This window comes from Anaerocolumna sedimenticola (genome assembly GCF_009931695.1).
GTDB classification, from domain to species: Bacteria; Bacillota; Clostridia; order Lachnospirales; family Lachnospiraceae; genus Anaerocolumna; species Anaerocolumna sedimenticola.
On the sequence record NZ_CP048000.1, the window covers coordinates 4,785,888 to 4,808,342 of the forward strand.

The 22,455-nt window shown below is 37.3% G+C and carries 15 protein-coding genes; 4 read left to right on the forward strand and 11 right to left on the reverse strand.

Annotated features, from left to right (window positions below):
• Nucleotides 1-101: 101 nt before the first annotated feature.
• Nucleotides 102-404, reverse strand: coding sequence for an AzlD domain-containing protein (locus Ana3638_RS21380; protein ID WP_161839844.1), 303 nt, complete (start codon nt 402-404; stop codon nt 102-104).
• 13 nt (nt 405-417) lie between these two features.
• Nucleotides 418-1,128: an AzlC family ABC transporter permease gene (locus Ana3638_RS21385; protein ID WP_161839845.1), complete on the reverse strand. Its 711-nt coding sequence runs from the start codon at nt 1,126-1,128 to the stop codon at nt 418-420.
• 244 nt (nt 1,129-1,372) lie between these two features.
• Here Ana3638_RS21385 and Ana3638_RS21390 point away from each other — a divergent pair, with 244 nt between their 5' ends.
• The 3 genes from Ana3638_RS21390 to Ana3638_RS26965 are packed head-to-tail and all read left to right on the forward strand — an operon-like array spanning nt 1,373 to nt 4,713.
• Nucleotides 1,373-3,175, forward strand: a complete 1,803-nt coding sequence (locus Ana3638_RS21390; RefSeq protein WP_161839846.1) for a sensor histidine kinase — start codon at nt 1,373-1,375, stop codon at nt 3,173-3,175.
• A 3-nt stretch (nt 3,176-3,178) separates the two neighbouring features.
• A complete protein-coding gene (locus Ana3638_RS21395; protein ID WP_246240464.1) occupies nt 3,179-4,570 on the forward strand; it encodes a response regulator in 1,392 nt (463 codons plus the stop codon).
• On the forward strand, nt 4,528-4,713 hold the full coding sequence (locus tag Ana3638_RS26965; RefSeq protein ID WP_246240467.1) for a helix-turn-helix transcriptional regulator: 186 nt from the start codon (nt 4,528-4,530) through the stop codon (nt 4,711-4,713). Before Ana3638_RS21395 ends, Ana3638_RS26965 begins: the two co-directional genes overlap by 43 nt.
• A 169-nt stretch (nt 4,714-4,882) precedes the next feature.
• On the opposite strand, the gene Ana3638_RS25470 is transcribed toward Ana3638_RS26965, so the two are convergent.
• The 7 genes from Ana3638_RS25470 to Ana3638_RS21425 all read right to left on the reverse strand — a co-directional run bounded on the left by Ana3638_RS25470 (nt 4,883) and on the right by Ana3638_RS21425 (nt 15,798).
• Nucleotides 4,883-5,191 (reverse strand): hypothetical protein, encoded by a 309-nt coding sequence (locus tag Ana3638_RS25470; protein WP_246240470.1) that lies wholly within the window; start codon nt 5,189-5,191, stop codon nt 4,883-4,885.
• A complete protein-coding gene (locus Ana3638_RS21400) occupies nt 5,170-6,717 on the reverse strand; it encodes a type 2 periplasmic-binding domain-containing protein (protein WP_246240472.1) in 1,548 nt (515 codons plus the stop codon). Before Ana3638_RS21400 ends, Ana3638_RS25470 begins: the two co-directional genes overlap by 22 nt.
• Before the next feature lie 82 nt (nt 6,718-6,799).
• Nucleotides 6,800-7,720, reverse strand: coding sequence for a carbohydrate ABC transporter permease (locus Ana3638_RS21405; protein ID WP_161839847.1), 921 nt, complete (start codon nt 7,718-7,720; stop codon nt 6,800-6,802).
• A 14-nt stretch (nt 7,721-7,734) separates the two neighbouring features.
• Nucleotides 7,735-8,688, reverse strand: a complete 954-nt coding sequence (locus Ana3638_RS21410; protein WP_161839848.1) for an ABC transporter permease — start codon at nt 8,686-8,688, stop codon at nt 7,735-7,737.
• A gap of 421 nt (nt 8,689-9,109) precedes the next feature.
• Complete coding sequence (locus Ana3638_RS21415; protein WP_161839849.1) at nt 9,110-10,153, reverse strand: aromatic acid exporter family protein; 1,044 nt, start codon at nt 10,151-10,153, stop codon at nt 9,110-9,112.
• Nucleotides 10,154-10,230: 77 nt separating this feature from the next.
• A complete protein-coding gene (yicI, locus tag Ana3638_RS21420) occupies nt 10,231-12,600 on the reverse strand; it encodes an alpha-xylosidase (RefSeq protein ID WP_161839850.1) in 2,370 nt (789 codons plus the stop codon).
• A gap of 567 nt (nt 12,601-13,167) precedes the next feature.
• Entirely contained in the window at nt 13,168-15,798 is a 2,631-nt protein-coding gene (locus tag Ana3638_RS21425; RefSeq protein WP_161839851.1) for a bifunctional diguanylate cyclase/phosphodiesterase, read from the reverse strand.
• Between the two features lie 210 nt (nt 15,799-16,008).
• Here Ana3638_RS21425 and Ana3638_RS21430 point away from each other — a divergent pair, with 210 nt between their 5' ends.
• Nucleotides 16,009-17,718 carry a S8 family peptidase gene (locus tag Ana3638_RS21430; protein WP_161839852.1) on the forward strand — a complete coding sequence of 570 codons (1,710 nt, stop codon included), beginning with the start codon at nt 16,009-16,011 and terminating at the stop codon, nt 17,716-17,718.
• Between the two features lie 80 nt (nt 17,719-17,798).
• On the opposite strand, the gene carB is transcribed toward Ana3638_RS21430, so the two are convergent.
• Together carB and Ana3638_RS21440 are read right to left on the reverse strand one after the other, a co-directional pair.
• Nucleotides 17,799-20,999, reverse strand: coding sequence for a carbamoyl-phosphate synthase large subunit (gene carB / locus Ana3638_RS21435; protein ID WP_161839853.1), 3,201 nt, complete (start codon nt 20,997-20,999; stop codon nt 17,799-17,801).
• Entirely contained in the window at nt 20,999-22,135 is a 1,137-nt protein-coding gene (locus Ana3638_RS21440) for a carbamoyl phosphate synthase small subunit (RefSeq protein WP_161839854.1), read from the reverse strand. Before Ana3638_RS21440 ends, carB begins: the two co-directional genes overlap by 1 nt.
• Between the last annotated feature and the right edge of the window lie 320 nt (nt 22,136-22,455).

A 22,455-nucleotide genomic window follows, 5' to 3' on the forward strand; every position in this document is an offset into this window, starting at 1 on the left:
CCCACGCGAACCGAAGAAACTCGCAAAGCATGTTTCTTCGGTTTGTACAGCATATATTATTAGTCATCCCCGCCTAAACGGCGGAGAACTTCCTTGAATGGTCAAAAAAATAATCCGGTTAAATATACGGTTAATATTGCCGCAAGTGCCACAATAACCAGGCTTTTTTCTTTATAAGCCAGATAAAATGCAATTACGGTTCCTGCGGCCGCCGAATAGGAATTGCCTGTGGAGTAAACTATCTCCGGAAAGGTAAGTGCTCCCAAAACCGCATAGGGAACATATTTTAAAAAAGACTTGATGTATACGGATTTTATTTCTTTTCTGAATATGGAAACCGGAATAACCCTGGGTATATATGTAACAAGTGCCATTAATAGTACGGCAATGAAAGCCTTATTCATTATTTTAACCTCCTTAAGCCTCTTTTACAGGGAATAGAAAAGCACCGGTTCCGGCTCCAACTGCGGTTGCTATAATGATTCGAAATCCTGAAGATATTACTTTAAATATTGGAATGTATTTCAATATACACATAGTAAATACGGATATTAAAACTATAATAAGTATGGCTTTGGATTTTTTTGCAGGTGGTACGATAATTGCAATAAACATGCCGTATAAAGCGATCCCCATGGCACTGCTCAAGCTTTGCGGTAACTTCGAACAAATAAGGGAACCCATGGCAGTTCCCAATGTCCAGCCGCATATCGGCCCCGTAATTAATCCCAATAAATAAAAAAAGGGTAATTTCCCCTGTTCCATAGATGCAACCGTAAAAGTTTCATCCGTTATACCAAAAGCAAATATTAATCTTTGATACAGCGGCATTTTACTTTCAATTTTCTGGGATAAGGATAGGGACATTAACATATATCTTATATTTATTATAAAAGTGGTAAGTGTAATCTCCAGATATCCTGCTCCAGCAAGAATTAAACCGGTCCCCGCAAATTGTCCTGCCGATGTAATATTGGAGATTGATATAAATATGGTAAGCCAGACCGGAAGTCCGCCTGTAACAGCCATTAAACCAAAGGTAAAGGAAACCGGAATATACCCAAGCGCAATCGGAATCCCTCTTTTTAATCCATAGTAAAAATTTGTTTTGTTATCATTCGTAAACATAATCTTCTCCCGCATACATAAAGGGATGTTGCAGATTTACAATGAAAGTAACTCATGCAACAGCCCCAAGCTGTAGGTTGATTATAGCATTTGTTTCCATAAAAGGAAACCCTTATTTAAATTTTCATGAAAATTTACCAGCCGGTTTCAGAATTAAGCCATGTTTCGTTATTTGACAATAATTTTGGATTCTACTATAATAAAAAAGAATCCTAATTATAAGTCATGAAAGGTGCATCTGATTATGAAGATTTTACAAGTATTACAACGTTTTTTTCATAATACAAATGTAAAAAAACAATTAAACTTCATTTACGTTTCTGCACTTTTAATCCCGGTTCTAATCATTGGGATTTTCCTAATCGTGAATACCCGCAGATTATTATTGAATCATTACCAGGAACAGGTGGAAGCTGATAACACCCGTGTAAAGTCCGTTATGTTTGACGTGACCACCACAGTTTATAACATTTCTGATGAAATTTTTGCAGATAAAAATCTCCAGACTCTTTTAGCCACCCGTTATTCCACCAGACAGGAAGCTGCAAAAAGCTGCAGCAATTTTACAAAACTTAGCAATTACATCTATAAAAATACGTTTATTTCATCCATTGAGCTGTATACGACCAACCCGACTATCTTTGAGTATGCATCCTTTAAGCCGGTCACGAAAGATATTTTAAGTACGCCCTGGTATCAGGAGGCAAGCAAACGGGCAGATATACTCTGGAAGAGCCTTAATTCCGTAGATTCCTGGAATAATACCTCACAGGAATTATGTTTAATAAGGAGGATTCCCATTATCCACACAAAAGAGTATGCCATATTAGTTATAAGGATAAGTAATATATATCTAAAAAATAGAATTCAAAACAATTCCTTGTTCACTGCCATTACGGTAAATAAAGATCCGGTATTCTACGGTTCAGAACGGAATCTGTCCGGAAATAACTTAAATCTTCCTATTGATTATGAACAACCCCTTTATCAATTTTCCGGTCAGTTAACTTACGAAAATAAGGAAAGGATAGCAAATATCTCAACTTTGCATCCCTATACTTCCAAAGATAAAATCTATATCTCAACTTTAGACTTTCATGCATTGGATGATACTGCAAACATAATCATGGTTTGCAGTACCATTATACTCATAGCAACTATAGTACCTTTAGTTATAATTACTTTATTTACCAACCAATTCAGTTCCCGTATCATTACCCTGCGCGGGGAAATGTATAAGGCCAGCAAGGGTAATTACAATATTATAGACTCTATTCCGGGGGACGATGAATTATCACAGGTATTTTCAGATTTAAAGGTTATGATTCAGAGCATTACACAAATGAATGCGCAGATGTATGAAGCCAAGATTCAGGAGCAGGTACTTAAGAACCAGCAGCAGAAAATGGAATATAAAATGCTGTCAAGCCAGATAAATCCGCATTTTCTCTATAATACCTTAGAAACCATCCGTATGAAATCATTAACGGAAGGAAATAGGGATGTAGCCAATGCTATAAAGCTGCTCGGTAAATCCATGCATTATGTACTGGAAAATACCGGTACCTCTTCTACTACGCTTAAAAAGGAATTGGATTATATCTCAACTTATTTAGCAATTCAAAAATTACGTTTTAATGACCGCGTAAACTATACCTTAACGGTTCCGGAAGATATGGATTTGGAAGAATACCAGATTCTTCCCCTTCTTCTCCAGCCAATTGTGGAAAACGCCATACTCCATGGCTTGGACGAGACGGAGTACAACGGACAGATTTGTATTAATGTAAAAACAAAAGATGATGAATTACTGCTAATCAATATTTTTGACAATGGTCTGGGCATGACCGAAGAAGAATTAAATTCCTTAACCGACAGTATACAGACACCCAGAAAAACCAATGCTTCCAACATCGGACTTCATAATATCAATCAACGAATCAAGCTTTTTTATGGTGACGCTTATGGTGTGGAAATAAAAAGCCAACCGAAAGAAGGAACTTTAGTATCCCTTACGCTTCCTTTACATAATATAATGGAGGATTAATGCATGATGAAAGTATTTATAGCAGATGATGAGGCAATCATTCGGGAAGGATTAAAATATATTATCGATTGGGACGAACTGGAATTTACCATTTGCGGGGAAGCAAGTAATGGTGAGGACACCTTAAAGGGCATTCTGAACTTAAATCCTGATTTAGTCCTTTTAGATATCCGCATGCCCAAATTACAGGGAACAGACCTTGCAAAACTGGCAAGGGAACAGAAATTTAAAGGTCATTTTATAATCCTGAGCGGATATTCCGATTTTAAGTATGCCCAGACAGCCATCCGGTATGGTGTGGATTTCTATTTAACCAAACCCATTGATGAAGATGAATTGTATCATGCGGTAAAAACCGTAAAAGAGACCATAGAAAAAGAGAAATTACATACCAATACCATGAAGCATTACCGTGAAAAAGCCAAATATACCATACTGCGGGACATTCTTCTTAACTCCGGTGGTTTTTCAGGTGTTAATCCGGACGAGATAAATCTTTCTGCTTCCATTTATCAGGTTGTTATTTATGAAAATTACAATCATGATACCTTTGGCCTTACCTATAGCTTTACAGACATACTAAAAGTTACCAATCAGGAAAACAACTCATTTGAATATATAAAGATACATCAGAAAGATGTCATACTTTTAAAAGGAACTTTTGCCCTGGAACGTTTTTGCAATGTTCTTCACCATTACGAGGAAAAACCGCAGAAGGGGTCGCTCCTGGATTCTTTGTTTGTAACCTACGGACGCCTTATTTATAAATTAGAAGACATCCATTATTCCTATGAAGATGCACTGAATTTATTAAACCGACGTTTTTTCTGTGAAAAGGACCAGCATGCTATCGGTTATGAACAGCTACCAGACTTTAAAGACCTGGTATATGAAATCAGCTCTGAAGAAACGAAGTTGTACTCTGATAAATTCTGTGGTTATATCCAGAGCTTTAACCGTAAAATGATTGCGGATACCTTATCTGCCCTTAATAAAAATCTCTATTATACCAGGACGGATTTATCCGGTATTAAGCTGTTTCTGGCAGATATTTATCTGCAAATCAAGCAGAATATGAATCACATTTACAGTACTGCCGATATCCCGTTTCCAACCAATTCTTCCGTTATTGATCTTATTGAAAGCAAATATTATTTATACGAAATTATTCTGTTCTTTTCGGAGCAGTTTGAGATGTTAATGAACGCAATCGGCAATTCCACCAGTGAAAGTATATTAGATGATATTGTTTACTATATTAATCATAATTACTGTGACAACATAAAACTGGAAACCATAGCCCTCTCTTTGGCTATAACAGTTCCTATCTGGGCAAAATATTCAATAAAAAAATGGGAGAAAGCTTTAATTCTTATATTGATCATGTGCGGATAAACCATACGATGGAGCTTCTGAAGCAGAAGAATTTAAAGGTATATGAGATAGCAGAACTTGTAGGTTATAAGAATGTAGACTATTTTCATAAGAAATTCAAAAAATATGTTGGGATAAGCCCGGCTGAATTCCGAAAAAAATAATACCTTGCTCTGACTCTGACAGCTCCACCTCCTTAACAGATAAAACTATTTTAAAAAAACTTCCTGACATAATAGACTCAATAAATAATCCGTTAGGTCAGGAAGTTCTCTAGAGCAAGCTGTTATAACAGGCAAACTCATTATTCTGATTTTATCGAAACTAATTACCTTATTTCGAGGCCGTTGCTGCTTCTACCCTGGATGTGTTCTGGTCTTTTGCATTCTGCATGTCAACAGCTAATACCTGATCATAACCAAGGCCTTTTACCGTATCCTGCATTTCTTTTAATAAGCTGTTAAATTCAGCCTCGTTCGATGCAAATACCATCTTCCAGGAATATTCAATAATAATTGCCTTGCATTGTCCTCTTAAAGTAGTTATTTCAGAATCTTCTTCCGGTGCAATATAAGAGGAACCCGGTGCAACCATAAGCTGATTTTTATTCTGTAAATACTCTAATGTAGTTTTTGCACCCATTTTTGTCTGCCAGTCAGTATCAAGGGGGTAGTGTTTTTCTCTAATACGGAATCCCATAACGTATAGTTATATGGATATCCTGTTTCCGGATTGATATCACTTGGTATGACAGCCGGGAAATTAAGTGCGGATACTCCGTCTTTCCATGAGCCGCCGCCCCATTCATCAGGAACTATGGTATTACCGCCTTCATAAAAAGCCTTCCATCCAAAATCAGTTAAGACAGGTTTACCATCCATTAATTCCCAGGTTAAGCCTTCCGGGCCACAGGAAGATGAGGTCTGTGCGGCAGACATCATAATTCCTTCCGGAGAATAGAGCCATTCAATGAAATCTGCCAACCTTTCGGGATCTTCCGCTTTACTTCCGATTGCAATACATTGCCTGTCACCATCCGGCCTGCATCCGTAAGATAAATCTTTCATGTCATCAATGGATGCAATCATAAATCCTTTACCGGCCGCTTTATTATCGGGAGTATTATATGCGGCCTGGCCTAACCACGGCCATGGAGAATATAATATCTGTCCGTCCTGATATTTTGTATATAACGTATCATAATTCTGGGTAGTAGACTCCGGATCTACAAGACCCATCTGATTTGCATCATAATATAACTTTAATACTCTGGTGTACATGGAATCACTGTCAATTATACTCTGGTCATCAGAGCCGTCTACCTTTGACAAAACAAATCCCAGCTCGTCATACCCATAAAAACAGGTTGGCTGTTTGGCTAAGCACATCATATTGCCATCCCAGTCTTTGAATAATGAGATACCATAGGTTTTCTTACCTGTATCACTTTCCGGAACCGCATCCTGCATTGCTTTTAAAACCGGAAGCAGGTCTTCCATCGTTTTCATCTGGGGATAACCGACTGCCTTATATGCATCCCAACGAAGATATGGTCCAAAGGTCGGATCCAGTCCCTCGGATGGATTCGTTGCCGGCTGTTGGGAAACACTGCTGGGGATTCCATAAACTCCGTCTTCCTTAACCAATTCATTTAAGGAATCAATTCCACTTTGATATTTCTTAAGGTTCTCTTTATCTGAAACCAAATCCGTTAAATTAAGTACCAGCCCTGCAGTCACCATGTTTTGTAACCTTCCGCCATCCGCACCATAGATAATTAAATCTCCAAGGTCTCCGGAAGCCGAACGTGTCTGAAACAATGTCTCTCCGCCGCCTGCTACGTTAGGGGCTATCATGTTAAGTTCCATATTGAATTTGTCTTTTACTATTTTGGCAAACCAACCTGATTGAATCCCCTGATAATTAGCTAAACCATCAAATACATCAACAGTAATGAACTTCGGATATTTTTCTTCCCCGGTTTTCGTATTATCCTCTGATGTTTTAGTATCTGCTGTTTTTGTGTCTGCTGTTTTTGTGTCTGCTGTTTTTGCAGTGTCCGCAGGATTAACATTGCCAGATACCGGACTCTCTTTTTTACCACATCCGGCAAGCATGGATGCTGCCAATAGGACACATAATAGCATACTTAGTAATTTTTTTCTCATACCTTATTCCTCCATTATATTTTTTTCATATAATCAGCAAAAAAAATAATTCCTTTATTTTGTTTTGCTTATTAATTATTATTTAGCCTTTCACAGAGCCAATCATAATACCTTTTACAAAATATCTCTGAAACATGGGGTAGATGAATAATATAGGTAATACTACAATAACAGTAACGGTCATACGTACCGAAGTCGGTGTCTGCTGTGTTGCCAATGCCATAACATTACTTCCGGAACCAACACTGTTCTTAATCAATGCCGCAAGGGAATTTGCCTGATTTATATAACAATACAATAAGTATTGCAGGGAATATAATTTCTGTTCAGTAATATAAATTAAGGTATCCTGAAAGGAGTTCCACTGGGCTACTGCCGCAAAAATTGCAATTGTCGCTAAAATCGGAGTAGTGGTTGGCAGGATAATCTTTCTGAAGACCGTTATAATACCTGCTCCGTCAATCTCAGCCGCTTCCTGAAGAGATGATGGGATTGATTCCACATATGTTTTCACCAAAATTATGTTAAATGGCTGTACAATTACCGGAATTATGTATACCCAGAAAGTGTTGGTAAGGTGTAAATTTTTCATGGTTAAGAACATAGGAATTAGTCCTGCATTAAAATACATGGTAACAATAATAAAACGGTACCAGAATTTTCTGCCCCACATCTTTTGCTGGGTAAACATAAATCCCAAAAATGCGGAAGCTAATACCGTACAGGCAGTTCCAATTACTGTTCTGGCCACCGAAACCCATAAAGCAGTACCAAGCCCCCTGATTTTTATAACATTAATATAATTATTAAAATGAATTTTCTTAGGCAGAAAATTAATCATTCCATTTGCACTTAAATCGTTAGCACTAAGTGTATTTATAATCAGGTAATAAAACGGATAGATACAAATTAAAGTAAATACAATGAAAAACGAGTAATTTAAAATATTAAAGACCAGATCTGCCCCTTCCGGTTTTTTCTTTTTTTCCGTAATCTGCTTCATAACGATTTTCCTTTCTATATAATGGATTCTCCGCGAACTTTTTTGGATACAAAATTTACAATAAACAGTAAAGTAATACTGACTAAACTCTTTAGCATACCGATGGCAGTTGCCAAAGAAGGACTCCTGCCTGTCATGCCAACATTGTAAACATATAAATCAAGTACCTGTATATGTTCTTTATTAAAGGAATTCTGAAATACATAATACTGGTCCAGACCATTATTAAGAAAATTTGCCACGGAAAGCATTAATAATACAAAAAACGTAGGTAATAAAGCCGGCAAGGTTATGTGTCTCATTAATTTAAAGCGGTTGGCACCATCTACCCTGGCAGCCTCATATAATTCCTGGTCAACACCTGCAATTGCCGCAAGATACATAATAGATCCCCATCCAAGACCTTTCCATGTATACCATAGAAGCATAGACAGCCAGGTATGGGTATCGCCATCCAAAAATTTTATGGGAGTTGTAATGATCCCGGCCCCCATTAAAAGCGTATTAACCATACCTGTGTTGGAGAAGAGACTGAATGCTACGGAAAATACCATAACCCAGCTGATAAAATTCGGTACGGTTGTAAATGTCTGAACAAAATTCCGGAACCATTTACTTTTAATTTCACTTAAAAAGATAGCAAAAATTACCGGCAGAAATGATGTGGCAAGCGTTAACCCACTCATGGCAAATGTATTCTTCATTACTTTCATAAGCTGGCTTATCTGGGTCGGATTGGCAAATAACATTTGAAACCACTTAAATCCTACAAATTCACACTGCGCTAATTTCAGCGGCGGCTTATAATCAAAGAAGGCATATATCCAACCATGTAATGGAAAATAGGAAAACGCGAAAGATAATATTAAAAATGGTACTATGTACAAAAACAGTTTCTTTCCTTCCGGGATTCCTTTTTTCTTCACTTTCTGAATATTTTTAGTCTGTGCTGATACTGATTTCTGCATTTTTAACCTCCTGGACTTAGTGCTGCCATTATACAAATAATTTTGTAATGACTAAATTTATACTATCAGTTTTCTTTTCACATTTATACTATAAAAATTTAATATAATTTACAGTAGAAATTGGATTTTTATAATTACATGAAATTTCGAAATTGAATCAATTCCGTTAAACCTGGTAAATCAGCATCAAGCTAATGTGGATTTGAAAATCATAAATACAGGTATCTCTATATTCGATATTACATAGATCGGCCGGAGTAAATAATATAACGTTCGAGGATAAATTGGGCTTATGATACTTCAGTGATAAAAAAACCGGAGAAACACGCTTTGCGAGTTTCTCCGGTTTTATGCGGGTTGGAATTATTGCAAGCAAGCTTGCTAATTCTCACTTTGTTTTCACGAAAAAAACGGATTATAACTAATCATCCGTTTTCCAATAGGTTATTATCTGATTAAAACTTATGTTATTAACAAAACTCTTTTTAATATTTAAAAAATTTTCTAAATCATACAATATTATATATAAAACCGCCCTGTTTTCAAATTCTTCCCTTGTAACAGGGTTTTGTTCTCTCCGAAAACCTGATTTTATCTGTTCTAGTTCCCCCAGTAGTTTCTCCGCATTATTATACTCATGAAACTGCTCCCTGACAGTATTTAAAAATGAGGCGATGGGTGATGCCTGTCTTGGAACTATCGTCAGCAGACATAATTGTTCCTTAATATGCTTTAAAATATTTACCTGGGTTTTTCTCATGGTAAAATATTGAATATAATAACGGGTATCACTTAATAAAGTGTTATTCATGTTATCATAAGCACGGGAGAAAGCTTCTCTCAGATAATCATCCAGATCATTAAAATCCTTATCCAAGGTGCAACAATTCTTACTCTCATCACTTTTTACCGTATCCCTGTTACTTAAGATACATTCGGAGAGCTTCCCTAAAATTATTTTCATATCGTTTTCAATCAGCCGCATATCGGCTTTTACAGCATCAGAATTTCCCGGCATATACAGATTTAAAAGAATACCAACAAAGGTGCCGACAATCATAATCAAAGTTTCATTCCAGATAAAGGCTGTACCCATATCCTTTTCAATAAGAAAATGGGTAACCAGTACCGAGCACATCGCTATTCCCTCCTGTAAATGAAATACATAGCTTTCCGTAATAAACACCAATAAGAATACACCAAATGTAATGGTATGATAACCAAAAATCCGAAACAGGACATAGGCAGTTAATAAAGCCAGTAAGAATGAAAGGAACCGTTTCCCGGCAACGACCAGGGTCTCCTTTTTAGTATCCTGAATACTTAATAAAGTAATAATCCCGGCGGATGCACTGTACTTAAGGCCCAAAAAATCTGCAAACAGAATTGCGGCACTGCTTCCGGCTGCTATTTTGAATATTTTTATAAAATTAATTTTATTTGTTTTCCTTTTAAATGTTTTCAATGAAAGCTTACTCCTTTGTCAGATCCGGATGATAAATACAGGGCTTGCCAAACAATTATGGCAAGCCCAAAATAATACTAATTTAATATACAAGTCATAACCGTAACGGAATCCTTACCGGTTTCGGAAGGTATGATAATACTACCTTTCTCTTCCTCTTGTACGGCAGCTCCGGTAACGGAAGTTACATTTTTGACATCATGGAGATAAACCTTATACGGTTTACCCTCTCCAAAGCTTTGAACTTTAATCGTAATTTTATTCGCTTCCTTTAAAGCGGTTATACTTAATTCTAATTCCCCATTCATATTGTAAACATCTGTTTTTGCTTCTCTTCCATCAAGTAACTGGAATACTTTTAAGGTTACATCCTTAGCATAGTCATATTCCGGCTTCGTATCCACGGAACCTACGGCAATAATGGAATTTTCTTTTGCAAGGCAAGGTAAGCTTAAGTAGCCGTGATGTTCTTTTATCCATCTGCCGCCGGTTACCTTTTCTCCCGTTAAGAAATTCGTCCAATTTCCTTCCGGAACATAATATTCTGCCAAACCTTCTTCATTCAATATCGGTGCTACTAAAAGACTATCACCTAACATATATTGTTTATCCAGGTACATGCAGGCAGGATCATTCTGGAACTCCAATACCATACTTCTCATGGTAGGTACACCTGTTTTATTGGTTTCGATAGCATTTCTATAGAGATAAGGCATTAAAGAGACTTTTAATTTCGTAAAGAAACGGGCTACCGCAACGGATTCTTCATCATATGCCCACGGTACACGGTAAGAAGAACTGCCATGTAATCTGGAATGGGAGGACATCAGTCCGAAAGCTACCCATCTCTTATATACGTCCGCTGTGGAGGTATCTTCAAAACCACCGATATCATGACTCCAGAAACCAAAACCGGACATGGTTAAGGATAAACCGCCTCTTAAGCTTTCCGACATGGATTCATAATCAGACCAGCAGTCACCGCCCCAATGTACCGGGAATTTCTGTCCGCCAACCGTTGCACTTCTTGCAAATACTACACCATTGCCTTTACCGCGTTTTCTTTCTACCAAACCAAATACAGTTTTGTTATATAGATAGGTGTAATAATTATGCATTTTAACCGGATCCGCTCCGTTATAATATACAACATCCTTTGTGGGAATTCTTTCACCAAAGTCTGTCTTAAAGCAGTCAACACCCATATCCATTAAAACTTCCAGTTTTGATGCGTACCAATCGCAGGCTGCAGGATTCGTAAAGTCAACCAACGCCATACCTGGCTGCCACATATCCCATTGCCATACATCGCCATTTGTTCTCTTTACAAAATATCCGTTTTTCATACCTTCTTCAAACAATATGGATTCCTGGGCTATATAGGAATTAATCCATACACAGATTTTTAAACCTTTTTCTTTCAGACGTTTTAACATGCCCGCCGGATCCGGAAATACATCCTTATCCCATTGAAAGTCTGACCAGTTAAAGGCTTTCATCCAGAAACAGTCAAAATGGAATACACTTAATGGAATATCCCTTTCAGCCATACCGTCTACAAAACCGGTTACGGTTGCTTCATCATAATTTGTGGTAAAAGAAGTAGATAACCATAAACCAAAGGTCCAAGGTGCCGGAAGAGCCGGCTTACCGGTTAAATCCGTATATCTGGATATTACTTCTTTCATCGTAGGTCCGTTAAAAATAAAATAATCCAGGCTTTCTCCCGGAACAGAGAAACCAACCTTTTTAACCATCTCCGAGCTTACTTCGTAGGATACTTTATCGGAGCTGTTAACAAACACTCCGTAACCTCTGTTAGAAAGATAAAACGGTATGTTCTTATAGGATAATTCCGTCGAGGTACCGCCATCTTCATTCCACATATCTACAGTCTGGCCATTTTTAATAAATGGAGTAAACCGTTCACCAAGACCATAGATTAGTTCGCCAACGGATAAGCTTAACTGTTCCCTCATATAGGCATCTTGATTATCCGTTTCATAAGCAAGTCCTCTAAAATCCGTCTTCATATATGCTAAATCACGACGGTTGCTTGTCGTTAATTTAGAATCACCACGGTTAAACTGCATATTTGCATTCTGTTTATTTATAGTTAAGTTTAATGAACCGCTGGATATTTTATAACCCCAGTCAGCCTCTTCTACTGTTAATGTATTATTTTCATCTATAGATAAATCAAAATTGGGACCATGATCAACCACACCCATATAGTGGAATGTCTGAACACGTAAAACTTCCGGCGCAGGTGATGAAATTTTAATGGTTAAATTTGGTCCTCCCAAAGTATCACCTCTGTGATTTATTTTATGTGTGGGAGCACAAAATGTTATACTGTTACTGCTTCGCTTTGTTTCATAAATCTCAGCCGGACTGAAGCATTCGACTTCCTCTCTTTGTACCCAACATCCATTACTAAATTTCATAACGATCTCCTTTCATATTAACTGATTCTTTAAGGCAATTGCGAAACTATAAAGTTTTCTGAATATACCATACAATTAATACGAATTTCATAGCTTCAGTTGCCTTTCAGGCAAGATTCAGCTCTGAAATTCGTATTATTTGCATGGTATAGATGCAATAAGCTAGTTTCGCAATTGCCTATAACTAATTCTTTAGGTAATTTTTTATGGTTCCGGAAAACTCCATATTGTAATAATGAAATTATTCATCAGGTATTAACCGCCTTTTATCGGAAGTTTAAAACCAACTTCTGATAAGTTATATTATAGGAACAAAATCGTGTTCCTATAACCGGATGCACGTTGGAAATTGCACCGCCATTTATCAGAAATTTGAATAATAATTTCCGATAAATTATATTATATCCATAATAAAAAAACAAACAATGTCTTTTTTCATAACCTACATGTATTATAGTTTATTAATTATACAAATATCCCTCCTTATTTTAGTTCATTTACAAGTTGCTTAAGAACTTAATAAGGAGGGATATGATATAATATTAAAAGAATAAAAATACTATGAATTTAATTTTTATTATATGTATCTTTCATAAGAATTTCAAAATCCTCAACAGGGACTGGTTTGGAATATAAATACCCCTGTGCCATATCACAATCCACTGTTTTTAAAAAGTCAGATTGTGTCTGGGTTTCTACTCCTTCCGATAAAACTTTCATATTTAACTGTTTTGCCATACTTATTATACTGGAAACAATAATCTGTTCCTCTTTCTGCATATCACCTTTGCCGAAAAATTCTTTATCCAGCTTTATAACGTCAGTCTCCATATTTTTTAGCAAATTGAGAGAGGAATAACCTGCTCCAAAATCATCAATGGAAACCCCGAATCCAAGCTTTCGTAGTTTTTTCATGGTAATTAAAGCTGCTTCCGCATTATTTAAGAATATACTTTCTGTTAGCTCCAATTCCAGCAAATGATAAGGTATTTCATAATGATCTACCAGCTTCTTAATTTCATTTACAAAATTCTCATCATTTAAATGTATACGTGAAACATTTACGGATATCGGCACCAAAGGAAAATTATTTTTAATCCAGTAATGCAATACTTTACAAACTTCCTCATAAATATAAAAATCCAAATTAACTACAAAACCATTACGCTCAAATATCGGAATAAAATCATTAGGAGAAATCAGGGTATTGTCATTCTTTTTCCACCTGACCAATGCCTCTGCTCCGACTAAATTATTATCCGTCAAACCAATTTTGGGTTGAAGATATACGATAAATTCACTGTTTTTTAATGCCTGCTCCATGGAATTCGTTATCTCTGCTTCCCGTTGTAGTTTTACTTTCATGGAGTTGTCAAAGAATTTACAGTTGGTTTTGGATGAATTTTTAATGCTTTTTCTTGCAACATTGGCATTGTCAATTGCAACTGAAATATCTTCTGCCGGATCTATGACAGATACACCGCTGGCAACAATAAACTTAGTTCCAGGATATTTTGCCCTTTGTTGGATATTAAACTGCTCATTCATCAATAAAATATTATCCGTAAGAACTTTCTCATCCATCAAAGGAGATACAATCAGAAAATTATCCTCTGAAATTCTTGAAACCCTTTCCATCCTAGTTCCGTCACCGGATAGAAGCATCGCAAGATCACATAATATCCTATCACCCACATCATATCCTAACGTATCATTAATATACTTAAATTGGGTGATATCTGAATATATTATTGCATATTTCTGACCCGGATTATCCGCTAATAATTTACTTACATCCTTTTTGAATTTATGCAAAGATGGGAGTCCTGTCAGTGCATCATAATTCTTTATTCTATATAACTGTTCATTTGCTCTTTCAGACGCACGCATCTTTAATAAATAAGAAGAAATGATTTTCGCTATTGTAACCAAAGAATCAATTTCATACTGTGTCCAATATCTGGGTTTTTCGTTATCATGTATACTGACGCAGCCTTTTAGTATACCATTTTCGAAGATTCCGCATTGCAGTAATGCCTGAATATGTAAAGTGTTAAGAGTGTCAAACCCAAAATTTCCATTCCATTCGGCAATATTATTTATATAAAAAATACCGTTTTCATCAAACCTGCTTGAATTATCATTTAATTCTATTGTTAAATTATTAAATTTACTTTTATCCGGTTTTAATTCGTCTTTACAACTAAGATATGTAGTAATTAATTGTGAATTGATAGAATTCTCCATAATACAGATATGGCTGCAATCAAATTGCGCCCTTACCTTATTCAGTAAAAGATTAATTGCACTGTTAACGTCTTTGGTTCTTGACATAATGTCAAAGGCAAAGGCTGTAATTTCCTTATCAAAGTTATTGCTGCCGTAAGCTCTGGTTTTTGTAATCTTATATTTTTCATAACAGTTCGGATCTATATACTTACCGCTATCTTCTATTTCACGATAAAATCCATAATAATTCTTATGGTTTTCTCTGGTATAAATTAATGCTGCATCCGCTTTAAAAAACAGCTGTTTAAAATCTAATCCGTCATCAGGATACACTCCGATACCAATACTGCACGACATGGAATAATTTGTATTCTCACCGGTATATGTATTGCGAAATACTGAATATATCTCTTCTGCCTTATCTTTTAACACTTCCGGGTTAGCAATATTTTTCAAAAAAATAAGAAACTCGTCTCCGCCAATACGGCCTGCAATATCCGTATCGTAAAATATCTTTCTTAATGAATCTGCAATATTCACTAAAACCGTATCACCGAATAAATACCCTAAATTCTCATTCACTACCTGAAAGTTATCAATATCAACAATCATAAGTGCATGGTGGGAATCAGGTTTGGAAGCTGTTAAAAATTCATCTATGATATTTCTGGTATATTCTTTATTGAATAATCTTGTCAAAGAATCCTGTTTCTCCAATTCTTTAATCCGGTAGCTTTCTTTAAGCTTTCGTTCCTTTTGCCGAAACATTTCTTCTCTGATTTCCTCCCAATTACCCCCGTCAATTAAAGCAGAGTAAATAGTATCATCATAAATAAATTCAATATAATTATCTTTTTCTATATAATTACTTATCACGCCATCCGGCAATGTAATGTTTGTAAAGAAATCCATCAATTGTTCTTTCGTGTAAAGATTTCTTTTCTTTCGTATTTTATCTTTACCATCCATGCTTTGTATTTTCCCATCTTCCCTGATGTACTCTATATAAGTGTATCGAGTTAAATTATACCATGAAAACAAATATCAGACAACCCCGGAAAAGTTAAAAGCTTCCTTGTATTCGAATAATATAAAGGTATGCTCCTTGGTAAAATAGAATAATAAGGATATTTACTCATATATTTAATTAATGAATTCTATTAAATGGAGATGATTACCTTGGATCAAAATTGCAGAGAATATGCCCTCAGCGAAGATTATGCTGAATTTATATTTGAATTTGGACCGTCATTTGATCAGTTTACAGCAAGACAAAATACCTGCTATGCTCCTCTTACTACAACACATGCTGTTGTTTATGCTCCTATCAGCGGTCTGCCTGATAATTTAATTCAATTATATGGATATAGCATTTATCCCAGTTGTTTTGGTTTAATGGACACCGGCAGCCTGGAAGCCTCCGGGGTAACCAGAATTCGTAATATTCCAGTTTTCAACCTAAGGGGTGAGGGTGTATTAATAGGAATTATTGATACAGGGATTGATTATACCCATAATGCATTTAAAAATGCTGATGGTACGACTAAAATATATTCTATCTGGGATCAGACCATACAAACAGGTCAGTCTCCGGAAGGTTTTTTTTATGGTTCGGAATACACACAGGAACAGCTTAACCTTGCTCTTGGAAATACAGATCCGTATTCTGTGGTGCCAACCAGAGATGAAGATGGGCATGGTACTTTTATAGCAGGTATTGTAGCCGGAACAGAAAGCAATGAAAATAATTTTTCCGGTGTTGTTCCTTTTGCTGATCTTGTAGTGGTAAAATTAAGGCAGGCCAAGCAATTTACCCGTAATTTTTTTTCAATACCACAAGATGCCGTCTGTTACCAGGAAACGGATATTATGCTGGGAATCAATTATTTAGTCAATATAGCCAATAGGCTGATGAGGCCTTTATCTATATGTATCGGTTTTGGAACTTCTCAGGGTGGCCATGATGAACGCGGCGTATTAAGTAACTACCTTTCTGCTTTAGCAGATATCAGGGGTATCGGTGTATCCATAGCCGCAGGAAATGAAGGGAACTGGGGACATCATTTCGCAAGTACCATCACCCGCGGTACGGAATATCAAACGGTGGAATTAAGGGTTGGTCCGGGTGAGGGTGGATTCTCCATGGAGTTATGGGGTGAAGCCCCCAGTACTTTCTCTATTGATATCCTTTCTCCTACCGGAGAATTCATACCAAGGATTCCGGCAAGGATCGGGGAAACCAGAGTAATCCGGTTTATCTTTGAGCAAACCGTTATTTTTGTAGATTATCAAATAGTAGAAGCGCAGACAGGTGATCAATTAATTTTAATCCGCTTTAGAAATCCCACGGAAGGAATTTGGCGATTCCGTGTATATTCGAATACCGATTTGGATTCCCGTTTTAACATATGGCTTCCCATTACGAATTTTATTGGTGATCAGACTTATTTCACACAACCGACACCGGAAACCACTCTGACCTCTCCTGGTAACACGTACATTCCTATTGTTGTTACTGCCTATGATTACACCAATCAAAGTTTATATATCAATGCCAGCAGGGGATTTACCAGAACGAACAACATCAGCCCTGACCTGGCGGCTCCCGGAGTCAACCTGGTAGGCCCTGCTCCGGGAAATACATACACAACCAGATCGGGTACCAGTGTTGCTGCCGCTCATACGGCAGGTATTGCTGCAATGATATTGGAATGGGGCATTATTGAGGGCAATTACACACAACTTGACAGTGTGGAAATTAAAAATCTGTTAATACGAGGAGCAAAAAGAGCTCCGAATACCGCATATCCAAACCGGGAATGGGGATACGGTATATTGGATATTTATAATTCCTTTAACAGTTTAAGAGGAGAAACCATCACGGGTTAAGGAAACTTATTTTGCTTAATGCAGAAAGGTCTGTTGTAAATTTATACTTTTAGTATTTTACAACAGACCTTTCTATTTAATTATAATTTTGCTATATCAATTAATGAAATATTATCTATATCCGCATTTTCCAAGCTGGTTAGTAAAGCATTCGCTGTGTCTAAAGATGTCAGACAGGTTACGCCCGTCTCAATGGAGGTACGGCGGATCAAAAATCCGTCCCTTGATTTATCACGGCCCTGGGTAGGTGTATCAATAACCAGGTCAATTTCATGCCCAAGAATCAAATCGATAATAGTCGGTGCTTCCTTATCCAGTTTGTTAACCGGAATCGCTTCCACCCCATTTTCATTTAAAAACTTTGCCGTACTTCTGGTCGCATAGATTTCATAACCAAGTGCCTTAAATCTTCTGCCTACTTCTACAGACTCCAATTTATCTGCATCTTTTACGGTCATTATCATCTTTTTGTGCTTCGGAAGATTGATTCCTGCACCTAAAAATGCTTTATACAAAGCTTCATTAAATGTCTCTGAAATTCCTAAACATTCCCCGGTAGATTTCATTTCCGGTCCGAGGCTGATATCCGCACCGTGTAATTTTTCAAAGGAGAATACCGGCATCTTAATTGCTATATACTTTGCATTAGGTGCTAACCCGGTTCCATATCCCAAATTCTTAATCTTTTCACCTAATATGACACGGGAAGCCAGACCTACAATCGGGATACCGGTTACTTTGCTGATATAAGGTACCGTACGGCTGGAACGTGGATTTACTTCGATTACATAAACCTCATCATGATACAGGATGAACTGTATATTTATAAGTCCGATTACGTTAAGGGATTTTGCAAGCTTTCTGGTATAATCCACTATGACGTTCTGCAGTCTTTCCGTTATATTCTGGGCAGGATATACGGAGATACTGTCTCCGGAATGGATTCCGGCGCGTTCCACGTGCTCCATAATACCGGGGATTAAAATATCTTCCCCGTCACATACGGCATCTACTTCAACTTCCTTACCCATTAAATATTTATCAACGAGAATCGGATGTTCCTGTACATTCAAGTTTATGATTTCCATAAATTCTCTGATATCATTATCTGATATTGCAATCTGCATGCCCTGACCGCCTAATACGTAGGAAGGTCTGACTAATACCGGATATCCTAATTCACCCGCTGCGGTTATCGCTTCTTCCGTGGTAAACACGGTCTTGCCTGCAGGTCTTGGGATACAGCATTCTTCCAGGATAGCATCAAATAACTCCCTGTCTTCCGCCGCATCTACATTTTCTGCTGAGGTTCCAAGAATAGGAACACCCATCTTTAATAAGGCATCCGTTAACTTAATTGCTGTCTGTCCGCCGAACTGTACTACGGCTCCATCCGGCTGTTCTAAGTCAACGATACTTTCCACGTCCTCCGGTGTTAATGGTTCAAAATATAATTTATCCGCAATATCAAAGTCCGTACTTACTGTCTCCGGATTATTGTTTACAATTATGGTTTCATATCCCGCTTTTCTTAATGCCCATACACTGTGTACGGAGCAATAATCAAATTCAATCCCCTGACCGATCCGGATAGGGCCGGACCCTAACACCATAACTTTCTTTTTCGTTTTAACCGGATCCACCTCATTTTCACTGGCAAAACAGGAGTAATAATAGGGTGTACTTGCTTCAAACTCAGCAGCACAGGTATCTACCATTTTATAGGCAGGTGTGATTTCATACTCTTCCTTTCGTAGCCTTTTCACTTCATCCAAAGACTTTCCGGAGAATTCAGCAATAACACGGTCCGGGAATTCCAATCTCTTGGCTTCTTCCATTAACTCTTTCGTCAACGGTTTGGTCTTTAATTCCTGTTCCATTTCTACCAGTATGGCAATCTTGTCTAAGAACCATTTATCTATTTTTGTTATATTGTGTATTTCATCATAGGAAATTCCTCTGCGGATAGCTTCTGCAATGACAAATAATCTGCGGTCATCGATCTGGTATAATTTCTCCCTGATTTCATCCGTCTTAAATTGCTCATATTTGCCGTAATGCAGGCTGTAGATATTCTGTTCCAGAGAACGAAGTGCCTTCATTAAGGCCCCTTCAAAATTCGTGCAGATACTCATAACCTCACCGGTTGCTTTCATCTGTGTGGTCAAGGTTCTCTTCGCCATGATAAATTTATCAAAAGGCCACTTAGGAATCTTAACTACAACATAATCCAGTGCAGGTTCAAAACTTGCATAAGTCTTACCGGTTATCACGTTCTTTATTTCATCCAGATTATAACCAAGAGCAATCTTTGCCGCTACTTTTGCTATAGGGTATCCTGTCGCTTTGGAAGCTAAAGCGGAGGAACGGCTTACTCGCGGATTTACTTCGATAACACAGTATTCAAAAGTGTCGGGATGGAGTGCATATTGAACATTACATCCACCGGTTATATTAAGCTCCGTAATAATATTAAGCGCGGAGGATCTTAACATCTGATATTCTTTATCAGATAAAGTCTGGGATGGTGCAACTACGATACTGTCACCGGTATGTACTCCGACCGGATCAATATTTTCCATATTACATACCGTGATACAGTTACCCTGTTTATCCCTCATTACCTCGTATTCGATTTCTTTCCAGCCGGCAATGCAACGTTCAATTAAGCATTGTCCAACGCGGCTTAAACGAAGGCCGTTGGAGCAGATTTCTATTAATTGTTCTTCATCCTGGGCAATTCCGCCGCCGCTTCCGCCAAGCGTATATGCCGGACGGACAACCACCGGATAACCTATGGTTTCTGCAAATGCTACCGCATCTTTTACTGTAGTAACAACCGTACTTGGTGCACAAGGCTCACCGATTTTTTCCATGGTTGTTTTAAATTCCAGCCGGTCTTCTGCCTTTTTAATGGTTTCTGAAGTAGTACCGATTAATTTAACATCATTTTCTTTTAAAAATCCGGATTCTTCTAATTCCATGGCGATATTTAAGGCTGCCTGACCGCCGAGTGTGGGCAGTACACTATCCGGTTTTTCTTTTAAGATTATCTTTTTTACGATATCCGGAGTTAATGGTTCAATATAAACCATATCTGCTATATCTTTATCCGTCATAATGGTAGCCGGATTAGAGTTAACTAACACAACGATGATTCCTTCTTCTTTTAAGGAACGGCAGGCCTGCGTACCTGCATAGTCGAATTCTGCCGCCTGGCCTATAACAATTGGACCTGAACCTATAACCAAAACTTTTTTAATACTATCGATCTTTGGCATTATTGTACCTCCATCATCTGAATAAACTCATCGAAAAGGAACTCTGAATCCTGCGGTCCGGCACAAGCTTCCGGATGGAATTGGACCGTAAATATATTCTTTCCCAAATAATGATACCCTTCTATGGTTCCGTCATTGGCATTGATAAAACTCTTCTCTGCTTTTGTTTCACTCATGGAACCGTCTTCCACTACATACCCATGATTCTGGGAAGAGATATATACTCTGCCGGTCTTTAGATCTTTTACCGGATGATTGGCACCCCTGTGTCCGTATTTCATTTTTTTGGTATCCCCGCCATTAGCCAGGGCCATTAATTGGTGACCCAGACAGATAGCAAAGATGGGGACATTACTTGCGTACATTTTCTTAATTTCTTCGATTATTTCCACACATTCTTTTGGATCTCCGGGTCCGTTGGACAACATAATTCCATCCGGGTTTTCTGCAAGAATTTCTTCTGCTTTTGTTAAGGCAGGATAAACGGTAACATCACACCCTCTTTTTAATAAGCAGTCTTTGATATTTTCTTTTGAACCGTAATCCAATAAGGCAACTTTAAAATTACCTATTCGGTAAGGATGAATTTTAAGTCCGCTTCTTGCATTATCTGCATCCGTTGCTACATATTCTTTCGCATAATAGTTCTTTTTTTCAGTGCAGGTTACCTTTTCAACTACTTTTGTTACGCGATGTGCTTTTAATTTCTTCATGACATCATCTAAAACAAAGTTCTCATTGGTAGTAATCATCCCGTTCATGGTACCTTTTTCCCTTAATATCTTAGTTAAGGCCCTGGTATCAATTCCAGCAATTCCGGGTATGTCCTTCTCCGTCAAAAAGGTTTCAATGCTGTCCTCACTTCGGAAGTTACTTGGGCGCCTTGCAATTTCTCTTACAATATATCCGTCCACCCATGGTTTTTTTGATTCCATATCTTCATAGCAGATACCGTAATTTCCGATTAACGGGTAAGTCATCACAACGGCTTGACCTGCATAAGATGGGTCCGTAAGCACCTCCAGATATCCTGTCATTGAGGTGTTGAATACTATTTCACTAATCATATCCCTAGTTGAACCAATACTTTTACCTGTGAAAACATTACCGTCTTCCAGTATTAGAAAAGCTTTCATAACTTCCACCTGTTCCTTTCAAATAATGTAGTGCATTTTTAAGTAACTGCAGAGTCTACAGATACCCAAATTGTCAAAATTCTATCATATCTTTATTTAAAATGCAACACCTATTTTTTAATTTATCGCAAATTTATTATTATTCATTTTCGTTTATAATTATAAATTATAATCCTGATTTAATCAAGTAAAATGTTCAGCTTTTTCTGTAATGGTTATCTTCCTTATTGGATCAACCGGATGAAACACGCTTTGCGAGTTTCTCCGGTTCCCGTGCCCGTTCGAATTGGTGAAAAGCAAGCCCATTAATTCTCACTTTG

What these genes read in the sequence shown, in the direction of transcription:
- Ana3638_RS21380 (WP_161839844.1), bottom strand. Translation starts at nt 404, where the DNA reads ATGAATAAGGCTTTCATTGCCGTACTATTAATGGCACTTGTTACATAT.
- Ana3638_RS21385 (WP_161839845.1), bottom strand. Translation starts at nt 1,128, where the DNA reads ATGTTTACGAATGATAACAAAACAAATTTTTACTATGGATTAAAAAGA.
- Ana3638_RS21390 (WP_161839846.1), top strand. Translation starts at nt 1,373, where the DNA reads ATGAAGATTTTACAAGTATTACAACGTTTTTTTCATAATACAAATGTA.
- Ana3638_RS21395 (WP_246240464.1), top strand. Translation starts at nt 3,179, where the DNA reads ATGATGAAAGTATTTATAGCAGATGATGAGGCAATCATTCGGGAAGGA.
- Ana3638_RS26965 (WP_246240467.1), top strand. Translation starts at nt 4,528, where the DNA reads ATGGGAGAAAGCTTTAATTCTTATATTGATCATGTGCGGATAAACCAT.
- Ana3638_RS25470 (WP_246240470.1), bottom strand. Translation starts at nt 5,191, where the DNA reads ATGGGTGCAAAAACTACATTAGAGTATTTACAGAATAAAAATCAGCTT.
- Ana3638_RS21400 (WP_246240472.1), bottom strand. Translation starts at nt 6,717, where the DNA reads ATGAGAAAAAAATTACTAAGTATGCTATTATGTGTCCTATTGGCAGCA.
- Ana3638_RS21405 (WP_161839847.1), bottom strand. Translation starts at nt 7,720, where the DNA reads ATGAAGCAGATTACGGAAAAAAAGAAAAAACCGGAAGGGGCAGATCTG.
- Ana3638_RS21410 (WP_161839848.1), bottom strand. Translation starts at nt 8,688, where the DNA reads ATGCAGAAATCAGTATCAGCACAGACTAAAAATATTCAGAAAGTGAAG.
- yicI (WP_161839850.1), bottom strand. Translation starts at nt 12,600, where the DNA reads ATGAAATTTAGTAATGGATGTTGGGTACAAAGAGAGGAAGTCGAATGC.
- Ana3638_RS21425 (WP_161839851.1), bottom strand. Translation starts at nt 15,798, where the DNA reads ATGGATGGTAAAGATAAAATACGAAAGAAAAGAAATCTTTACACGAAA.
- carB (WP_161839853.1), bottom strand. Translation starts at nt 20,999, where the DNA reads ATGCCAAAGATCGATAGTATTAAAAAAGTTTTGGTTATAGGTTCAGGT.
- Ana3638_RS21440 (WP_161839854.1), bottom strand. Translation starts at nt 22,135, where the DNA reads ATGAAAGCTTTTCTAATACTGGAAGACGGTAATGTTTTCACAGGTAAA.